Annotated in this window: 16 protein-coding genes; 8 read left to right on the top strand and 8 right to left on the bottom strand. The window is 72.4% G+C overall.

Going from position 1 to position 19,093, the window contains the following annotated elements; all coding sequences use genetic code 11:
* Positions 1-41 precede the first annotated feature (41 nt).
* From IM770_RS08050 to IM770_RS08040, 3 genes are all read right to left on the bottom strand, one after another.
* Positions 42-1,520: an MFS transporter gene (locus tag IM770_RS08050; RefSeq protein ID WP_239065909.1), complete on the bottom strand. Its 1,479-nt coding sequence runs from the start codon at positions 1,518-1,520 to the stop codon at positions 42-44.
* 132 nt (positions 1,521-1,652) lie between these two features.
* On the bottom strand, positions 1,653-3,797 hold the full coding sequence (locus IM770_RS08045; RefSeq protein WP_307785406.1) for a phospho-sugar mutase: 2,145 nt from the start codon (positions 3,795-3,797) through the stop codon (positions 1,653-1,655).
* Positions 3,798-3,853: 56 nt separating this feature from the next.
* A complete protein-coding gene (locus IM770_RS08040) occupies positions 3,854-4,687 on the bottom strand; it encodes a purine-nucleoside phosphorylase (RefSeq protein WP_203580610.1) in 834 nt (277 codons plus the stop codon).
* A 100-nt stretch (positions 4,688-4,787) separates the two neighbouring features.
* Between IM770_RS08040 and IM770_RS08035 the strand changes: the two genes are divergently transcribed.
* Positions 4,788-6,245, top strand: a complete 1,458-nt coding sequence (locus IM770_RS08035; protein WP_203580609.1) for an NAD(P)H-quinone dehydrogenase — start codon at positions 4,788-4,790, stop codon at positions 6,243-6,245.
* A gap of 220 nt (positions 6,246-6,465) precedes the next feature.
* Here IM770_RS08035 and IM770_RS08030 read toward each other — a convergent pair whose 3' ends face one another.
* The 3 genes from IM770_RS08030 to IM770_RS08020 form a co-directional block, all read right to left on the bottom strand.
* Complete coding sequence (locus IM770_RS08030; RefSeq protein WP_203580608.1) at positions 6,466-6,768, bottom strand: hypothetical protein; 303 nt, start codon at positions 6,766-6,768, stop codon at positions 6,466-6,468.
* A 181-nt stretch (positions 6,769-6,949) separates the two neighbouring features.
* Positions 6,950-8,716, bottom strand: a complete 1,767-nt coding sequence (locus tag IM770_RS08025) for an acetyl/propionyl/methylcrotonyl-CoA carboxylase subunit alpha (RefSeq protein WP_203580607.1) — start codon at positions 8,714-8,716, stop codon at positions 6,950-6,952.
* A gap of 135 nt (positions 8,717-8,851) precedes the next feature.
* A complete protein-coding gene (locus IM770_RS08020; RefSeq protein ID WP_203580606.1) occupies positions 8,852-9,526 on the bottom strand; it encodes a Maf family protein in 675 nt (224 codons plus the stop codon).
* Positions 9,527-9,561: 35 nt separating this feature from the next.
* On the opposite strand from IM770_RS08020, the gene IM770_RS08015 reads away from it, so the two are divergent.
* Genes IM770_RS08015 through IM770_RS08000 form a run of 4 tightly spaced genes read left to right on the top strand, consistent with a single transcriptional unit; the run spans position 9,562 to position 13,959 of the window.
* Positions 9,562-10,932 carry a class I SAM-dependent RNA methyltransferase gene (locus IM770_RS08015; protein ID WP_203580605.1) on the top strand — a complete coding sequence of 457 codons (1,371 nt, stop codon included), beginning with the start codon at positions 9,562-9,564 and terminating at the stop codon, positions 10,930-10,932.
* A gap of 9 nt (positions 10,933-10,941) precedes the next feature.
* Positions 10,942-11,619 carry a response regulator transcription factor gene (locus IM770_RS08010; RefSeq protein ID WP_203580604.1) on the top strand — a complete coding sequence of 226 codons (678 nt, stop codon included), beginning with the start codon at positions 10,942-10,944 and terminating at the stop codon, positions 11,617-11,619.
* Positions 11,609-12,859 carry an ATP-binding protein gene (locus tag IM770_RS08005; RefSeq protein WP_203580603.1) on the top strand — a complete coding sequence of 417 codons (1,251 nt, stop codon included), beginning with the start codon at positions 11,609-11,611 and terminating at the stop codon, positions 12,857-12,859. Before IM770_RS08010 ends, IM770_RS08005 begins: the two co-directional genes overlap by 11 nt.
* The gene (locus tag IM770_RS08000) at positions 12,856-13,959 is read left to right on the top strand and encodes a hypothetical protein (RefSeq protein WP_203580602.1); all 1,104 of its coding nucleotides are present in this window, start codon (positions 12,856-12,858) and stop codon (positions 13,957-13,959) included. Before IM770_RS08005 ends, IM770_RS08000 begins: the two co-directional genes overlap by 4 nt.
* A gap of 350 nt (positions 13,960-14,309) precedes the next feature.
* Here the strand turns inward: IM770_RS08000 and IM770_RS17905 are convergent, their stop codons facing one another.
* Positions 14,310-14,543 (bottom strand): acyl-CoA carboxylase subunit epsilon, encoded by a 234-nt coding sequence (locus IM770_RS17905; protein ID WP_203580601.1) that lies wholly within the window; start codon positions 14,541-14,543, stop codon positions 14,310-14,312.
* On the bottom strand, positions 14,540-16,129 hold the full coding sequence (locus IM770_RS07990) for an acyl-CoA carboxylase subunit beta (protein WP_372430663.1): 1,590 nt from the start codon (positions 16,127-16,129) through the stop codon (positions 14,540-14,542). The genes IM770_RS17905 and IM770_RS07990 overlap by 4 nt, the downstream gene beginning before the upstream one ends.
* Before the next feature lie 111 nt (positions 16,130-16,240).
* On the opposite strand from IM770_RS07990, the gene IM770_RS07985 reads away from it, so the two are divergent.
* The 3 genes from IM770_RS07985 (at position 16,241) to IM770_RS07975 (ending at position 18,951) form a co-directional block, all read left to right on the top strand.
* Positions 16,241-17,056, top strand: a complete 816-nt coding sequence (locus IM770_RS07985; protein ID WP_203580599.1) for a biotin--[acetyl-CoA-carboxylase] ligase — start codon at positions 16,241-16,243, stop codon at positions 17,054-17,056.
* Positions 17,057-17,138: 82 nt separating this feature from the next.
* A complete protein-coding gene (locus IM770_RS07980; RefSeq protein ID WP_203580598.1) occupies positions 17,139-17,720 on the top strand; it encodes a PH domain-containing protein in 582 nt (193 codons plus the stop codon).
* Positions 17,721-17,814: 94 nt separating this feature from the next.
* Positions 17,815-18,951, top strand: a complete 1,137-nt coding sequence (locus tag IM770_RS07975; protein ID WP_203580597.1) for a 5-(carboxyamino)imidazole ribonucleotide synthase — start codon at positions 17,815-17,817, stop codon at positions 18,949-18,951.
* Positions 18,952-19,093 lie beyond the last annotated feature (142 nt).

Here is a 19,093-nt window from a genome sequence, read left to right as displayed (position 1 = left end):
AGAACGTCGGCGCCCGCCCAGCGGACGCCGGCGGCGACGGGTCAGGAGTCCTTGGCGTGCATGTCGGCCTCGACCACCGCGGCCGCCGCACCGGGATCCTTCTCGGCGACCTCGGCCGCGTGACGAGCGGCGACGACCGCGCGCCGGCCCGCCGGCAGCCAGACCGCGAGGCCGACCACGACGAACGTCAGCAGGCCGGCCGCGATGAGGAGCACCTCGATCGGCACCAGGTCGGCAAGCGGGCCGAACACCACCATGCCGATGGGCATCGCCACGGCCATCACGATCCCGACGAACCCGAAGACACGGCCCTGCCGCTCCGGCTCGATCGTCTCCTGGAGCAGGGTCATCGACGGCGTGGAGAAGAACGGCACCGCGAGGCCCACGAGGAACATGAAGCCGAAGAAGACCCAGACGTTCGGCGACAGGCCCAGCCCGATCGACAGGACGCCGAAGACCAGCGACGACACCACGATGAGCCCGATCCGGCTGCGCTTGGCGAAGAAGGACGCCACGAGGATGCCGCCGAGCACCATGCCGATGCTGAACGCGATCTCGAGCACCGCCAGGTTCACGACATCCTGCGCCTCGCCCGCCGGGAAGGAGCGCACCAGCATCAGCGGGGTGAGGTTGGACGGGGCGACCGTCAGCAGGAAGATGATCGCGTACAGCACCAGCAGCCAGCGCACGAACGCGTGGTGCACGATGTACCGCACGCCGTCGACGAGGTCGGCGAAGTACCCCGTGTGCGCGTCGGCGGCGCGCCGCAGCGTCGCCACCGGGATGAACGCGAGGATGCCGATGCCGATGACCGCGGTCACCACGTCGATGAAGAAGATCGGGATGAGCGAGGCGGCCGTTCCGCCCGATGCCGCCGAGGCCCACGCGTACAGCGCACCCGCCGCAGCGGGTGCGAGGAGGGCCATCGCGGACTGGATCGAGCCGTTGATGCCGTTCACGCGGATCAGGTTGCGGGTGGGGACGATCTGCGGGATGAGCGCCGAGACCGCCGGCATCTGGATGCCGGCGCCTGCCGAGCGGACCGCCATCGCCACGAACAGCAGCCACACGGCGTCGTAGCCGGTCATCATGATCAGCGCGAGCGCCAGCGTCGCCGCGGCGATCGCGGCATCGGCGCCCATGATGAGGTACTTGCGGTTGTGGCGGTCGGCCCACACGCCGCCGAAGATCGACACGACCGCCTGCGGGAGGAATCCGAACAGCGCCGCGAGCGTCATGATCATGCCGGACTGATACGTGATGGTGAGGTACCAGAACACGGCGTACTGCACGAGCATCGACCCGAACAGGCTGACCGTCTGACCGCCCAGGAAGAGGACGACGTTCCGCATCCAGCGGGGCGGATCGGCGGGCTCCGCCGGATCCGCGGGCCTGTCGCCGGTCTCGCTCGCCGACGGCTCGGCGCCCGCCAGGCTCGCGGCACCGAGCGCGGAGCCCGGGGCGGGCGGCGGCGCCGGGGTCTCGGCATCCGTTCGATCCTGCTCGCGCGCGCCGCTCATCATCGCTCCTCGTGTCCACGCCCCCGTGCGCACCCGCGAACCGCCGGATCACAGCGAGGCTCGCGATATATCGCGAGCCGACTCTAGCACGGGGGTCGGACACGCACGGCGCGCCCGACCCCTCGCAGGCCCTCAGCCGCCGTACTCGGCGAGCAGCGCGCGGGCGCCGTCGGCGAGCGCCCGGATGCGCACCACGGCGTCGTCGCGATCGTCGCCCCGCACGTCGAGGTAGAGCTTCAGCTTCGGCTCGGTGCCGCTCGGCCGCACGATCACGCGCGAGCCGTCGACCAGCCACAGTCGCAGCACGTCGCCGGGCGGCAGGTCGCCGAAGCCGCCGAGCAGGTCGTCCACGCGTTCCACCGCGACATTCCCGACGGATTCCGGATGCCGCGACCGCAGCGCCGCCATGAGGTCGCTGATCTGCGACACATCGTCGACGCGCACCGACACCTGATCGCTCGCGAAGGAGCCGAACTGCTGGTCGAACTCGACCAGCAGGTCGGCGAGCGTCGCACCGCGCTCACGGGCCTCGGACACCATCCCGAGGATCGCGACGGCCGCCGAGATCCCGTCCTTGTCGCGCACCGTGCCGGGGTTCACGAGGTAGCCGAGGGCCTCCTCGAAGCCGAAGACCATGCCCGGCGCACGCGAGATCCATTTGAAGCCGGTGAGTGTGGCGTGGAAGTCGAGACCGTAGTGCTCGGCGACCGTCTGCAGACCGGGAGACGACACGAGCGAGCACGCGAGCGAGGCGCCGGGCGCCGCGCCCTTCGCCGTCGCGAGGCGCGCGGCCCGCCAGCCCAGCAGCAGTCCGATCTCGTTGCCGGTGAGCCGTCGCCATCCGCCGTCGACGGCGTCGTCCGGAAGTGCCACCGCCAGACGGTCCGCGTCCGGGTCGTTCGCGATCACGAGGTCGACGCCTGCGTCACGAGCAGCCTCGAACGCCAGGTCCATCGCCCCCGGCTCTTCGGGGTTCGGGAACGCCACGGTCGGGAACGCGCCGTCGGGCTCGAGCTGTGCCGTGACCGGCACGGGCGCCGGGTAGCCGGCGGCCTCGAGGATCCGCGAGAACGTCTCCCAGCCCACGCCGTGCATGGCGGTGTAGACCCACGTGAGGCCCTCCGCCCCGGTGGGGGCGGGCGCGACCGCGGCGGTCGCGGCGATGTAGGCGTCGACCACCTCCTCGGTCGCGAGCTCGAAGCCCAGCGACCGGGGCAGGGTGCTGATGTCGCCGGCGTCCGCGACGCGGGTGATGTGCGCCGCGATCTCGGCGTCGGCGGGCGAAACGATCTGCGAGCCGTCGTCGGCGCCGCCGAGGTAGACCTTGTACCCGTTGTCGTCGGGCGGGTTGTGGCTCGCGGTGACCATGACGCCGGCGGCCGCGCCGAAGTGACGGACCGCGAAGGCCAGCACGGGCGTCGGCAGGAGGCGCGGCATCAGGATCGCGCGCAGCCCCGCGCCGGCGAAGATCTCGGCGGAGTCGCGCGCGAACACGTCGGAGTTGCGTCGTCCGTCGTACCCGATCACGACGATCGGCGCGTCGTCCAGGATGCCCGGCACCTCCGGACCCTCGGCCTCGAGCGCGTCCGCCGACGGGGTCTCGGTGAGCTCGGGCGCCGACGGCTCCGACAGGGGGGAGTCGTCGGATGCCTCGACCCCGGCGCCGTCGCCGTCTCGGGCGCCGTCGCCGTCCCCGGCGCCGTCCTCCCCGGAGGCGTCGGCCGGGGGTGCGTCGGCCACGCCGTCGCGCTCGGGTGCCGAGGAGTCGTCCCCCGAGGCGTCGCGCGCGGGCTCACCCTGCGAGGCGACAGGCGCGGGCTCACCCTGCGAGGCGTCCGTCTCGCCGCCCGCGCCTTCGGCAGCGGAGCGCTCGGGCACGGCATCCGTCGACGCGACGATCGCCGCGTCGTCCTCGGCGTCGTGCCGTGCCGATGCGCGCTCGTCGCGCGCCGACTCGGTGGCCGGCGCGTCCGGACCGACCGGCGGCAGCCCGGCGCTCTCGCGCACGTATGCCGCGAGGCCGGCCGCGGCCTGGGCGACCAGAACGCGGTTCATCCGGTTGCTGCCGGCGCCGAGCGCCCCGCGCAGCCCCGCCGTGCCGAACGCGAGGCGGGCCGAGAAGCGGTCGGCGAGCTCATCGGCCGCAGCGTTGTCGCCCGATTCCGCCGCCTCGATCAGCGCGCGCAGCTCGGCGCGGGTCTCACCGTCGGGATCCTGCGCCAGCCACGCGTGCGCGCGCGAGAGCACCTCGGCTGCGGCATCCGCGCCGGTCGGCACCTCGTCGGGCGCCGGCTCCTGGACGTCCGGCCTCGCCGCCGGAACCTCCGGGCCGTTCACAGCGCCCCGATCACGCGGGCCAGCAGCGACGAGATGACCGGCTCGGCCTCGCGGCCGGCGTCGATCACCTCCTGGTGGCTGAGCGGGGTCTTCTGGATGCCCGCCGCCATGTTCGTGATGAGCGAGAAGCCGAGGATCTCCATGCCCGCCTGGCGTGCGGCGATCGCCTCGAGCGCTGTCGACATGCCGACGATGTGGCCGCCGAAGGTCTTCACCATCTGCACCTCGGCCGGCGTCTCGTACTGCGGGCCGCGGAACTGGCAGTAGACGCCCTCGTCCAGGCTCGGATCGATCGAGCGTGCAAGGTCGCGCAGGCGCATCGAGTAGAGGTCGGTGAGGTCGATGAAGGTCGCGCCCTCGAGGGGGGTGTCGCCCGTGAGGTTGATGTGGTCGCTGATGAGCACCGGGCGGCCGGGGGTCCACGAGTGCTTGATGCCGCCCGCGCCGTTCGTGAGCACCATGGTGCGAACGCCCGCGGCGGCGGCGGTGCGCACGCTGTGCACCACGCGGCGCACGCCGTGGCCCTCGTAGTAGTGGGTGCGTGCGCCGATCACGAGCACGCGGCGGCCCTTCGGGGTGACGACGCTCCGCAGGGTGCCGACGTGGCCGGCGAGCGCCGGGGAGCTGAATCCCGTCACCTCGGTGGCGGGGAAGGTCGAGGTGGTCTCGCCGAGCAGGTCCGCTGCCGCCCCCCAGCCGCTGCCGAGCGTCAGTGCCACGTCGTGACGCTCGACCCCGGTGATGCGGGCGATGTCCTCCGCGGCGGCGGCGGCGACCGCGAAGGGGTCTGCCGTGGGGTCGTCGAGAGGATTGGCGGTGGTGTCAGACATGTCACCACTTTAGGAACCGGCGGGCAGGAGGGCCAGCGAGCCCTGTCGGCGGGACCGTGTGTCGCGCGCGTGTCGTGCCCGCGGCATCCGGCAGGGAAGAATGGAATCCATGTCGATCAGCTTCGAGACCACCCAGAGCGTGGCCATCCTCGGCGGCGGACCCGGAGGCTACGAAGCGGCGCTGGCCGCCGCCCAGCTCGGAGCCGAGGTGACGGTGGTCGAACGCGCGGGCATCGGCGGATCGGCCGTCATCACCGACGTCGTCCCGTCGAAGTCGCTCATCGCCACCGCCGACGCGGCCGTCGCGATCTCCGGCGCCGGCGATCTGGGGGTGCAGCTGTTCGCGAAGGGCAAGGACGGCAAGCCGCTGAAGCCCGAGATCGCGATCAACCTCACCGCCGTGAACAAGCGCCTCCTGGCGCTCGCGCGGCAGCAGTCCGACGACATGCGGGCCTCGCTCGCCGAAGCGGGCGTGCGCATCATCTCGGGCCACGGGCGCCTCGAGGGCGACAACGCCGTCGTCGTGTCGACCGGCGTGGGCGGCACGGACTTCGACCGCATCGAGGCCGACACCCTCGTCGTCTCGACCGGGTCGTCGCCGCGCGAGCTGCCGCACGCCAAGCCCGACGGCGAGCGCATCCTCACGTGGACCCAGCTCTACAACATGACGGCGCTGCCCGAGCACCTCATCGTCGTCGGCTCGGGCGTGACGGGCGCCGAGTTCGCCGGCGCCTACATGAACCTCGGCGCGAAGGTCACGCTCGTCTCGAGCCGCGATCAGGTGCTGCCCGGCGAGGACAAGGACGCCGCAGCGGTGCTCGAGCGCGTCTTCAAGCGCGGCGGTATGAAGCTTCTGTCGAAGTCGCGTGCCGACCGGGTCGAGAACACCGGCGACGGCGTCGTGGTCACCCTGTCGGACGGGCGCACCGTCGAGGGCAGCCACTGCCTCGTGGCGGTCGGCTCCATCCCCAACACGGCCGGCATCGGCCTCGAGCAAGCGGGCGTCCAGATGACCGACTCCGGCCACATCCAGGTGAACCGCGTCGCCCGCACGTCCGTGCCCAACATCTACGCGGCCGGCGACTGCACCACCTTCGTGCCGCTGGCGTCGGTCGCCTCGATGCAGGGCCGCACCGCGATCTTCCACGCCCTCGGCGACATCGTGATCCCGCTCGAGCGTCGCCGCATCACCTCGAACATCTTCACCGCGCCCGAGATCGCGACGATCGGCTGGCAGGAGAACGACATCACCGACGGTCACATCAACGGCGTCGTGTACAAGATGCCGCTCGCGGCCAACGCCCGCGCCAAGATGATGGGCATCAAGGACGGCTTCGTCAAGCTCATCGCCCGCGAAGGCAGCGGCACCGTCATCGGCGGCGTCATCGTCGGCCCCCGCGCCTCCGAGCTCATCTACCCGATCGCCATCGCGGTCGAACGCCGGCTGACGGTCGACCAGGTCTCGCGCGTCTTCGCGGTCTACCCGTCGCTCTCGGGCAGCATCACCGACGCCGCGCGCGCGATGCACGTCGTCGACCACAACGTCTACGGCGGCTGACCCCGCGCGGAAGACGGATGCCGCGACCCGCGGCATCCGTCCCGCTGCTCGTCCCCGCACCCCCGCCCGCGCGCCCGCGCCCCCGCGCCCCCGCGCCCGCGCCGCGCCGTGCCGCCAAGTGCTGTCGAGATCGCGGATACTCGGCGAGATACCCGGTTGTCGCCGCCGAGGTCGTGGTTGTTCGCCGAGTAACCGCGTTGTGGGCGATGTTGCGGTGACGTCAGGTGAGGCCGGTGTTGGCGGCCCAGAGCGCTGCGGCGCGGTTCGCGGCGGCGTCCACCAGGGCACGCAGCTCCGGTCGGTCGGGCATCGCGAACGACACGTAAGCGCCGCGTCCGCCCGCGGTCGGGCGGCCGTACGCCTTGACCGCGACGGAGCGGTCGGGCAGCAGGCGCACGGTGAGCGAATGCAGCTCGAACTCCTCGCCGCGCCGCACGTCTGTCCAGCGCAGCTCGGGTGGGATCACGACGTTGATCGCGAGCGCCGACACCTCGGGATCGCCCGCGTCAGGAGGGGAGGCCATGCCGCCATCCTGCCGCGTGCGTCCCAAGCCGTCGAGATCGCGGTCACTCGGCGAAGAACCCCGTCGTCGGCGCCGAAAGCGCGGTCGCTCGCCGAGAAACCGCGTCGTCGGCGAAGTAGGAGCCCGGCAGGCGGGAGGAGGGATGAACGACGGATGCCTCGGGGCGAGGCATCCGTCCGCGTCAGGAGATGGTGAGGAGCTGGTGGCCGGCCGACACGGTGGTGCCGGGGTCGGCGTTGATGCCGCCGATGACGCCGTCCTTGTGGGCCTGGATGGGCTGCTCCATCTTCATGGCCTCGAGCACCACGACGAGGTCGCCCTTCACGACCTGCTGGCCCTCCTCGACGGCGACCTTGACGACGGTCGCCTGCATCGGCGACTTCACGGCGTCGCCCGAGGCGCCCGCGACCACCGACGGGGCGTGCGAGCGGCGCGACGGCGGGACCGCGGCCGGGCGTCCGGCGACGCCGGGGGCGGCCACGACGCGGTCGGGCAGGCTCACCTCGAGGCGCTTGCCGGCCACCTCGACGACGACGGTGTGACGCGCTTCGGCGGGGGCGGTCTCGCTGAGCTCACCGTCCCACGGGGCGATGTCGTTCACGAACTCGGTCTCGATCCACCGCGTGTAGACGCCGAACCGGCCGTCCTCGGCGGTGAAGGCGGGGTCGCGCACGACGGCGCGGTGGAACGGGAGCACCGTCGGCAGACCAGACACCTCGAACTCGTCGAGGGCGCGCCGCGAGCGCTCGAGCGCCTCGGCGCGATCGCGGCCGGTGACGATGATCTTCGCCAGCAGGGAGTCGAAGGCTCCGGAGACGCTGTCGCCGGCGGTGACGCCCGAGTCGAGACGGATGCCGGGACCGCCGAACGTCTTGAACACATGGATCGGGCCGGGCTGGGGGAGGAACCCGCGACCCGGGTCTTCGCCGTTGATGCGGAACTCGATCGAGTGCCCGTCGGCCACGGGGTCGTCGTAGCCCAGCTCCTCGCCCTCGGCGAGGCGGAACTGCTCGCGCACCAGGTCGATGCCCGTGACCTCCTCCGACACGGGGTGCTCGACCTGGAGGCGGGTGTTCACCTCGAGGAACGAGATCGTGCCGTCGGCGCCGATGAGGAATTCGCAGGTTCCCGCGCCGACGTAGCCGACCTCCTTGAGGATCGCCTTGGACGCCTCGTACAGCACGCGGTTCTGCTCGTCGCTGAGGAACGGCGCGGGCGCCTCTTCCACGAGCTTCTGGTGGCGGCGCTGCAGTGAGCAGTCGCGCGTCGAGATCACGACCACGTTGCCCGCGGCATCCGCCAGGCACTGGGTCTCGACGTGGCGCGGCTTGTCGAGGTACTTCTCGACGAAGCACTCGCCGCGGCCGAACGCCGTGATCGCCTCGCGGGTGGCCGATTCGAAGAGCTCGGGCACCTCGTCGAGCGTGCGGGCGACCTTGAGGCCGCGGCCGCCGCCGCCGTACGCGGCCTTGATGGCGATGGGAAGACCGACCGACTCGGCGAACGCGACGACCTCGTCGGCGCCCGCGACCGGGCCGGGCGTGCCCGGGGCGAGCGGGGCGCCCACCTTCTCGGCGACCGCGCGGGCGGTCACCTTGTCGCCGAGGGCCTCGATCGCCTCGGGCGAGGGGCCGATCCAGACGAGGCCGGCGCCGATGACCGCACGCGCGAAGTCGGCGTTCTCGGCGAGGAACCCGTAGCCCGGGTGGACGGCGTCGGCGCCCGACCGGCGGGCGACCGAGAGGATCTTGTCGATGGACAGATAGGTCTCGGCGCTCGTCGAGCCCTCGAGAGCGTATGCCTCGTCGGCGAGCCGGGAGTGCATCGCGTCACGGTCCTGGTCGGCGTAGACGGCGACCGAGGACTTTCCCGCGTCGCGGGCGGCGCGGATGACGCGGACGGCGATCTCGCCGCGGTTGGCAACGAGAACCTTGGCGATCTGAGGCATGGATGTCAGCCTACCGACGGCATCCGTAGGGCTTTTGAGCGGTTCGTACAAGAACCGACGAGAAACGTGGGCTTCCTACTACAAGCGCGAGCGCCGACATCCGACCCGAAGGGCGGCCATCTGGGGTCGTTTGCCCTAGCTCTCCGGGGACCCGAGGGACGGGTCGGTGGAGTTCCACAGCGCCGCCCAGTCCACGCCGACCTCGCGCACGAGGCGGCGCAGCGTCGACACCGACATGCCGACCACGGTGGAGGGGTCGCCCTCCACGCGCTCGATGAACGCGCCCCCCAGGCTGTCGACCGTGAAGGCGCCGGCCACGTGCAGCGGCTCGCCGGTCGCGACGTACGCCTCGATCTCGGCATCCGTCACATCCGCCGCGAACGAGACGGATGCCGCAGCCGTCGCGTGCACCTCGCGCGGCGGCGCGTCGGGGGCGATGCGCACCACGGCGTGGCCGGAGTGCAGCACGCCGGTGCGCCCGCGCATCGCGCGCCAGCGCGCGACCGCGTTCTCGGGCGTGTAGGGCTTGCCGAGCACCTCGCCGTCGAGCTCGAACATCGAATCGCCGCCGATCACGATGCCGTCGAAGCCGGGGATGTCGTCGCGCAGGCGCGCGGCCACGTCGGCCGCCTTGCGGCGCGCGAGGAGGAGCACGTGCTCGTCGGGGGCGAGCGTGCGCTCTTCGGCGGCCTCGACCGCGGCGATCACCGCCTCCTCGTCGACATCAGGGGCGAGCGTGAGGGGACGGATGCCGAACTGCCCCAGCAGCATGAGCCGGGCGGGCGAGGTCGAGGCAAGGCAGACGCGCATGGCTCCACCGTACCCACGGCGCGTAGGCTCGTCGGGTGAGTGGAACCGGCGACATCCTCGACCTCGACATCACGGGCGTCGCCCACGGCGGGGTGTTCGTCGCCCGGCATGAAGGACGCGTCGTGTTCGTGCCCGACACGATCCCCGGCGAGCGGGTCCGCGTGCGGCTCACCGACACCGCGAAGAAGTCGTTCTGGCGCGCCGAGACGCTCGAGGTGCTGGAGGCGTCGCCGCACCGCCAGCTGCACGTGTGGCGGCAGGCCGACGTCGACGTGCCGCCCGAGCAGCGCCCCGGCGGGGCTGATTTCGGCCACATCTCCCTCGCGCACCAGCGGCGGCTCAAGCTGGAGGTGCTCCTCGACGCGCTGCACCGGTTCGGCGGCATCGAGGTGCCCGCCGCGACGATCTCGGAGGCCGCTCCGACCCTGTCCGACGAGCTCGAGCCGCTCGACGAGGAGACCGTCGACGGCACCGGCTGGCGCACCCGCGTGAGCCTGCACGTCGACGCGGAGGGCAACGTCGGCCAGTACGCCGCGCGCAGCCACCGCGTCGTCCCGCTCGAAGACCTGCCGCTCGCGACGGCCGAGGTCGAACGCGCAGCGCTGGAGCTCCGCGGCGGCGAACCGGGCCGCATCGATCTCGTGCAGCCGGCCGACGGCCGCGTGCGCGTGCTGCCTCGCCCGCAGACGTCGCGCCCTGCCGTTCCCCGCGGCGGCCGGGGTCGGCCCGCGCCCGGGCGGCGTCCTGGCAGGCCGGCGGGCAAGGCGCCCGCGCCCGAGGTGGTCGTCGAGCGCGTCGACGGCCGCGACTTCCAGGTGGACGCCGGCGGGTTCTGGCAGGTGCACCGACTCGCGGCCCACACGCTGACAGCCGCCGTGGCCGCGGCCCTCCGCGGCCAGGCCGGCGACGGTCCGGCCGTGGATCCCGACGCGTGGCACCTCGACCTCTACGGCGGCGTGGGCCTGTTCGCGGCGACGCTCGGCGATCTCGGCGGGCCGTCCACGCGCGTCACCAGCGTCGAGTCCGACGCCCGCGCGACCGACCACGCGGGCGAGAATCTGGCCGAGTGGGTCGGGGCGCGCGCCGAGACCGGGCGCGTCGACCGGTGGCTGGCGCGGCTGGCTGCCGAGGCATCCGCCACCGAGCGCGAGCGGCTCTCGCGGGGGGTCGTGCTGCTCGACCCGCCCCGCTCGGGAGCCGGACGCGAGGTGGTCGAGAGCATCGTGTCGCTGTCGCCGGCGACCGTGGCGTACGTCGCCTGCGACCCGGTGGCGCTCGCCCGCGACATCGCCACGTTCCGCACCGGGGGATACGAGGTCGCGCGCGTCGACGCCCTCGACCTCTTCCCGAGCTCTCATCACGTCGAAGCCGTGGCCGTCCTGACCCGGAGCGCCGCACGTCGCTAGGCTGACGGCATGACGCGGGTGGCCTTCATCGACGACCACGAGTCGGTGCGGCTCGGTCTCGAAGCCGCGTGCGCGCGCGCCGAGTCCATGAACGTCGTGTTCTCGGGCAGCACGGTCACCGAGTACCTCGATTGGCGCGCGTTCTCGCGGCAGTCTCCCGCCGACGTGGTCGTGCTCGATCTGACGCTCGGCGACGGCACGACCGTCACCGAGAACGTGCGGCGGCTCGTGCTCGACGGGTCGAGCGTGATCATCCACAGCGTCGCCGACCGCCCGGCGGCCGTCCGCGAAGCGCTCGCCGCCGGCGCGGCCGGCGTCGTGAGCAAGTCGTCGCCGATCGGCGACGTGATCTCGGCGGTGCGCACCGTGGCACGGGGTGAGCCGCTCAACAACGTCGAGTGGGCGAGCGCGGTCGAGGGCGACCGGGCGTTCGCCGACGCGTCGCTGTCGGCGCGCGAGCGCGACGTGCTGCGGCTCTACGCGGCCGGGCTGCCGCTCAAGGTGGTCGCCGACCGGCTCGGGGTGGCGTACTCCACCGCGAAGGAGAACATCACGCGCATCCGGGTGAAGTACGTGGAGGTCGGCCGGCCGGCACCGACCAAGATCGACCTGCTGCATCGGGCCGTCGAGGACGGGATCCTCGTCGAACCGTCGGCGGACGCGGGAGACATCACGCGTGGCCGGTGACGGGCAGACCGCGGTGCTCGACACCGCGTGGGCCCAGATCCCGCACTCGCCCCAGGCGACCGCGGGGATCGGCTCATTCACGCGCTCGCGCGTCGAGCGCATCATCTCGCTCGTGGCCGGCGGGCTCGGCTCGGTCATCGTGGGGCTGCAGGCGTTTCTGACGGCGCTCGGCTCCACCGACGAGCGACCGGGCTGGCACGCCGGCCTGATGATCTCGGTGTTCGGCTCGCTCGCGGTGATGATCCTCGCGTGCGTCATCGGCCGCGGGGTGCGGGCGGCCGCCGGCGTCTTCGCCTTCGTCTACGTGCTCGCGCTGGTGGCATGGCCGATCGCCACGGCGGGGGTTCCGCCGGACGCGCTCGACGAACCGTGGATCTGGTATCTCCTCAACCTCGCGACGCTCGCCGCGGTGCTGGCGTTCCCGTTCCCCCTGCAGATCGTATGGACGATCCTCGCACCCGTGCTCTTCGGGCTGGTCCGTCTCGTGCAGGTCGGCTTCGCGCAGGAGTACTGGGTGGCGGTCGGGCTGGACGTGTCGTTCGCCCTCATCCTCGGCGGGGTCATCCTGACCCTCGGCTGGCTGTTCCGCTCCATGGCGGTGAACGTCGACGAGACACGCGCGCGGGCGGTCGCCTCGTACGCCAAGGCGGCGGCCGCGGACGCCGCGGAGCAGGAACGCGTCGCCGTGGCCGCGCTCATGCACGACAGCGTGCTCGCCGCGCTCATCGCCGCCGAGCGAGCCGGCACGCCTCGCGAGCGCACGCTGGCGGCGACGATGGCGCGTGAAGCGCTGACACGGCTGGCCAACACCGAGCAGGACGCGCACGAGGGCACGGACGAGCCGTGGGATGCCGCGGCCGTGGCGGCCGCGATCGCCGAGGCGGCCAGTGAGCTCGGCGTCGACGTCGACGTCCAGCGCGACATCGACCCGCACGGCACCCCGATCCCCGGCCGCGTGGCCCGCGCCCTGGCCCTCGCCGCGACGCAGGCCGTCGCCAACGCCGTCCAGCACGCCGGCGGCGCAGGGCTCGGCGTCGCGGTGACGGCGGTCGGCGGACGTGTTCGCGTGGAGGTGCACGACGCCGGCGAGGGATTCGATCTGGAAGCCGTGCCCGACGACCGCCTGGGCATCCGCGCGTCGATCGTGGCGCGCGTCGCGGCCGTCGGCGGCAAGGCCGACCTCGAGACGGGGCCGCACGGCACGGTGGTGCGCCTGGACTGGCAGGAGCCGCCGGCGTGATCAGCGTCAAGAACGTCCTGATCGTGCTCGCCGTGGCGTTCACGGCCTACCTCGCGGCGCGCGGCCTGTCGTGGACCGCGCCGGTGCCGCAGCCCCTCATCGTCGTCACGACGCTCGCGCTCTACCTCGCGACCACGTGGCTCTGCATCTTCTGGGAGCCCGCTTCGGTCCGAGCGGTCGCGCATCCCGCGGTCCCGCATCACGAGGCTCCGGCGGGCCACCCCGACGACGCCGCGCAGGCACCGGTCGACGGCATCCGCGGTCCGCTTCCGCTGCCGGTCATCGCGCAGCTGCTGGCGCTGGCGTGCGCCGTGATCGTTCCCAGCGCCGTCTCGATCGCCGTCGGAGCGGCCTCGCGCACCGCCCCGTTCGCCACCTGGTACCTGGGCGGCATCGGTGCGCTGATGACCATCGTGATGGTGCGGCGGCGGCCGTGGACGGCGTGGTCGGGGATCGTGGCGCTGACCGTCGCGTCGATGATCTGGATGGGGCCCGTCACCGCGCTCGCACTCGGGCTCGTCGGCTCGATCGTGTGGGTGGCGTGTGCGCAGCTGCTCGTACTGTCGATGGACCGCGCCGCTCGCGACACCTCGCGGCTCACGCGGCTGCAGCGCGCCGCCACCGGGTGGCAGACCGCGCAGGTCGTGCGCCAGCGCGAGCGGCGCGTGCAGGTGCAGCGGGCGCTCGCCGTGGCCGGACCGGTGCTCACGCGCACCGTCGCCCACGCCGGCGTGCTGACCGACGCCGATCGGCTCGAGGCGCGCATCGCCGAGGGGCGCCTGCGCGACGAGATGCGCGGTCCGCGGCTGCTCGACGACGAGGTGCGCGCCGAGCTCGAGCGCGCACGCCGGCGCGGCGCCAACGTCACCGTGCTCGACGAGGGCGGCCTGGAGGGCGTCGACGACGAGACGCTGGGCGTCATCCGCGCGCAGCTCGCCGAGGCGCTGCGTTCGGCGAGCTCCGACCGGCTCTACATCCGCACGTCGCCGGACGAGCGGATCGCCGTGACCGTCGTGGGGCGGTCGACGTCAGTGGGCGCCCCGAGCGACGAGGACGCGGTCGACCTCTGGCGCGAGATCCCCCATCCAGGCCGGGGCTGACCGCGGCGCCTCTGCGGACTCCGCCCGTGCGCGGACTCGGTCGCCACAGCGGGTGACGGATGCCGCGACCGCGGCTGTCGGCGGGCAGGCTCGCTCCCCGCCCAGTAGGGGGAGGGGACACCAGGCGGGGAACGGGGATGAAGGAGGCGAGGGGCGGCGAAGCCGCCCGCCCCTCGCCTGGCGGACGGTTACCCGAAAACCGTCCGCATGGCCGGACCCGGGGATCCGCAGTGCGGAGCCGGATCGGCCGAACGCAGAAGCGTTCCAGCGAGACAAGTATCTCCAGGTCGCAAGGTCGGTGTCTGTAGGTATTTCGGGGGACAAAACGCGGCCGTGCCGGCCGTCGTCGCTCAGCCGAATCGTCCCCAGCCGAGCTCCCGGTCGAGCGGGCGGCGCAGGTCGCGCTGCGAGAGCGACCAGGCGCTCCGCCGGATCTCGTCCGGGGCGACCGCCTCGGCGGCTTCCCCGGTGTATGCCTCGCTCACGACGGCGAGGAGCGCCGCGAGCTCCTCCTCCGTGGGCGTGCCCCGGAGGACGTCGATCGTGACGCCGTCTGCATCCGTCCCGTCGTCGGCGATGCTCACAGCGGGATGTTCCCGTGCTTCTTGGGCGGCAGGCTCGCGCGCTTGCCGCGCAGCGCGCGCAGCGCCTTGGCGATGGAGACGCGGGTCGCCGCCGGTTCGATGATGCCGTCGAGCTCGCCGCGTTCGGCCGCGAGGAACGGCGAGGCGACGTTGTAGGTGTACTCGTTGGCCAGGCGCGTCCGCACTGCCGCCACGTCTTCGCCCGCCTCCTCGGCGCGCTTGATCTCGCCGCGGTAGAGGATGTTGACCGCGCCCTGGCCGCCCATCACCGCGATCTCCGCCGTCGGCCACGCGAGGTTGACGTCGGCACCGAGCTGCTTGGAGCCCATGACGATGTACGCGCCGCCGTACGCCTTGCGGAGGATGACGGTCACGAGCGGCACGGTGGCCTCGGCGTAGGCGTAGAGGAGCTTCGCGCCGCGGCGGATGACGCCCGTCCACTCCTGGTCGGTGCCCGGGAGGTAGCCCGGCACGTCGACGAGCGTGACGATGGGAATCGAGAACGCGTCGCAGAACCGCACGAAGCGGCTGGCCTTCTCGCCGGCCTCGATGTTGAGCGTGCCGGCCATCTGCGACGGCTGGTTGGCGATGATGCCGACCGAGCGGCCCTCGATGCGGCCGAAGCCGATCACGATGTTCGGCGCGAAGAGCGGCTGCACCTCGAGGAAGTCCTCGGCGTCGACGATGCCGCGGATCACCTGGTGGATGTCGTACGGCTGGTTCGGCGAGTCCGGGATGATCGCGTTCAGCGCGCGGTCGGCATCCGTCGTCTCGAACTCGAACCCGGTCTCGTAGACGGGAAGCTCCGCCATGTTGTTGTCGGGAAGGAAGCCGAGCATCGTGCGGACGTAGTCGATCGCGTCCTCCTCGTCTTCGGCGAGGTAGTGCGCGACGCCCGAGCGGGTGTTGTGCGTGTGCGCACCGCCGAGCTCCTCCATGCCGACGTCCTCGCCGGTCACGGTCTTGATCACGTCGGGGCCGGTGACGAACATCTGGCTGGTCTTGTCGACCATCACGACGAAGTCGGTGAGGGCGGGGGAGTACACCGCGCCGCCCGCGGCCGGGCCCATGATGATCGAGATCTGCGGGATGACGCCCGAGGCGCGCGTGTTCAGGCGGAAGATCTCGCCGTACTTGCCGAGGGCGACCACGCCCTCCTGGATGCGCGCGCCGCCGGAGTCGAGGATCCCGACGATCGGGATGCCGCTTCTCAGCGCGAACTCCATGACCTTGATGATCTTCTCGCCGGCGACCTCGCCGAGCGAGCCGCCGAAGGTGGAGAAGTCCTGCGAGTACACCGCGACGGTTCGGCCGTGGATCGTGCCGACGCCGGTGACGACCGAGTCGCCGTAGGGACGCGAGCGGTCCATGCCGAAAGCGGTGGTGCGGTGACGCACGTACTCGTCGAGCTCGACGAAGCTGCCGGTGTCGAGCAGCTGATCGATGCGCTCGCGCGCGGTGCCCTTGCCTTTCGCGTGCTGCTTCTCCTTGGCGACCTCCTCGGGATCGAGGACGGCCTCCTGGAAGCGGGCGCGGAGGTCGGCGATCTTGCCGGCGGTCGTCGAGAGGTCGGGCTGCTCGGTCACGGATTCCACCCTATCGGCGGCCTTCCGCGATCTGTTGGAGGGTTCGTACAAGGGGTCGCGGCATCCGCTGTTCATCCCCTGCGCCTCATGGTGACGGCGTAGCGTGAGGCCATGTCGATCTCGCCAGAGGGGTATCCGCTCGCCGCCGCCGTGAGCCCGCGCGTGCAGGTGGTCGAGTCCACCGATTCCACGAACGCCGACGTCGTACGCCACGTCGTCGACGCGCCGCACGACTGGCCGCACCTGTCGCTGCTGCTCACCGACGACCAGCGCGCCGGACGAGGGCGGCTCGATCGCACGTGGGTGACGCCGCCGGGCTCGGCGCTGGCGGTGTCGGTGGTGATCGACGCCGCCGCGATCCCGGTCGCGGCACGGGGATGGATCCCGCTCCTGGCGGGGGCCGCGATGACGCGTGCGATCGCGGCGCAGCTCGCCGGCACCGTCCACTCGGCGACGCTCAAGTGGCCGAACGACGTGCTGCTCGACGGCGCGAAGGTGTGCGGCATCCTGGCCGAAGTCGTCCCGGGACACCCCGACATCGTCGTCGTCGGATCGGGCGTGAACACGCGGATGCCGCGGGTCGACCTCCCGGTCGACACGGCGACCTCGTTCGCCGCTGCCGGTCTCACGTGCGACGACGATCGGCTCCTCGCCGACTACCTGTCGGCCTTCGACGAGCAGCTGCGGGCGCTCGCCGCCGCGGGCGGGGATGCCGCGGCAGCCGGCGTGGTCGCCGAGGTGGAGGCGCTGTGCAGCACCCTCGGTAGCGACGTCGCCGTGTCGCTGCCCGACGGCGCGACGCTGTGGGGCCGCGCGCAGCGCATCGATCCCGACGGCCGCCTCGTGGTCGTGCAGGACGACGAGTTCGAGAGCGTGGTGTCGGCGGGCGACGTCGTGCACGTGCGCAGCCGGCCGACCGGGGTCTGATCCGGGGGTTTCGGCCCGTCGCGCATGACGCAATACGGCGGGTGCGCACCGGACTGTCAGAAGTGCCCCGCACAATGGGGACATGACGCAGCCGACGAGCTACGGCGGCAGACCGCTGACGCCGGCCCCCGGCGCGCCCACGCCCGAGCTGCTCGTCGCCCGCTTCCGCGCCCACGCGCGCCGGCTCGCGTGGTCGGCGCTCGTGCTGATCGCCGTCGCCGCGGCCTGCGGCTATCTCTACGGCAACCTGCCGGCGCCGTTCGAGAACTGGATGCTGCTCGCCGCGGCGGCCGTGGTGGTGCTGCTGCTCGTGGTGCTCCCGTACCTCGCGTGGCTCGCGCATGTCTACACGATCACCACGCGGAGGGTGATGGAGCGTCGTGGGCTGTTCTCGGTCAAGCGCCGCGAGCTCGCGCACGTCCGCGGCTACACGCTCAAGGTGCACCGCGGCCTGCTGCCGCGCATGTGGGGCGCCGGGACCATCACGCTGACCAACGGCATCGACGAGCCGCTGCAGCTCGCGAACATCCCGAGCGTCGAGCTCGTGCACGAAGCGCTCGTCGACCAGGTCGAGGTCAATCAGATCCTCGCCCACCGCGACGCGCAGCCGCTCCCGCCCGGCGCGCCGCCCGTCCCGCCCCGCCCGGTCGCCCCTCCGGCGTGACCCGGCTCGTCAGCCCTCCGGCGTGACCCGGCGCGCGTCGGTCGCTCCGCGTGTGCGGGATGATGGACGGAGTATCCGGTCGAGAGGGAGTGGCATGGCACTGCGAGTCGGAGTCGTCGGGGGCGGGCAGCTCGCCCGCATGATGATCGCACCGGCGGTCGAGCTCGGGGTCGAGATCCGCGTGCTCGCCGAGGACGAGGGCATGTCGGCATCCCTCGCCGCCACCGCGGTCGGCGACTACCGCGACGCCGCAACCGTGCTCGCCTTCGCGCGTGACGTGGACGTCGTCACCTTCGACCACGAGCACGTTCCGCAGGATGTCCTCGCTGCGCTCGTGGGCGAGGGCATCGCCGTGCACCCCGGCCCCGACGCGCTGCGATTCGCGCAGGACAAGCTGCTCATGCGCGCTCGGCTGCAGGAGCTCGGGATGCCGCAGCCCGATTGGGCGCCCGTCACCGACGCCGAGGATCTGCAGGCCTTCATCGACGACCACGGCGGCCGGGCCGTCGTGAAGACGCCGCGCGGAGGCTACGACGGCAAAGGCGTGCGGGTCGTGTCGGCCGGGACCGAGGCGGAGGACTGGTTCGCGACGCTGGCCGAGGACGCGCACGGCGGCGCACTCCTGGTCGAGGAGCTCGTCGACTTCACGCGGGAGCTCGCGCAGCAGGTCGCCCGCCGGCCATCCGGCGCGGTGCGGGCCTACCCGGTCGTCGAGACCGTGCAGCGCGACGGCGTGTGCGCCGAGGTGATCGCCCCGGCGCCGCATTCGAGCGAGCGCCTGCAGCAGGTCGCCGCCGAGATCGGCGTCTCGATCGCCGAGGGGCTGGGCGTGACCGGCATGCTCGCGGTGGAGCTGTTCCAGACGACCGACGAGCGCCTGCTCGTGAACGAGCTCGCGATGCGCCCGCACAACAGCGGTCACTGGAGCCAGGACGGCGCCGTGACGAGCCAGTTCGAGCAGCACCTGCGTGCGGTGCTCGACCTTCCGCTCGGCGACACCGACCCGCTGGCCGGATGGTCGGTGATGGTGAACATCCTGGGCGGCCCCGCGGAGGACTCGCTCGACGCCCGGTTCGCCACGGCCATGGAGGAGCACCCGCAGGCCAAGGTGCACACCTACGGCAAGTCGCCCCGGCCGGGGCGCAAGGTCGGGCATGTGAACGTCGTGGGCGACGAACTCGACGACGTGGCCTATCAGGCGCGGGCTGCGGCATCCGTCTTCCTCGATTGACGTCGTTCTTTCGGGCGTGCGCTTCCGCCCGCTGACCTTGCCGCAGGGTCCGCGCCGTTGCGGCGAGTTTCCAGCCTCGCCCGCTAGCCTCGACGAGTGACTGCGCCCCTCCACTCTTCCGAGTCGCCGCTCGTCGGCGTCG

The organism is Microbacterium hibisci, from assembly GCF_015278255.1.
In the GTDB taxonomy this organism is placed as follows: domain Bacteria; phylum Actinomycetota; class Actinomycetes; order Actinomycetales; family Microbacteriaceae; genus Microbacterium; species Microbacterium hibisci.
The sequence above is the reverse complement of the archived record's forward strand: the minus strand, read 5'-3'. Positions and strand labels throughout refer to the sequence as shown.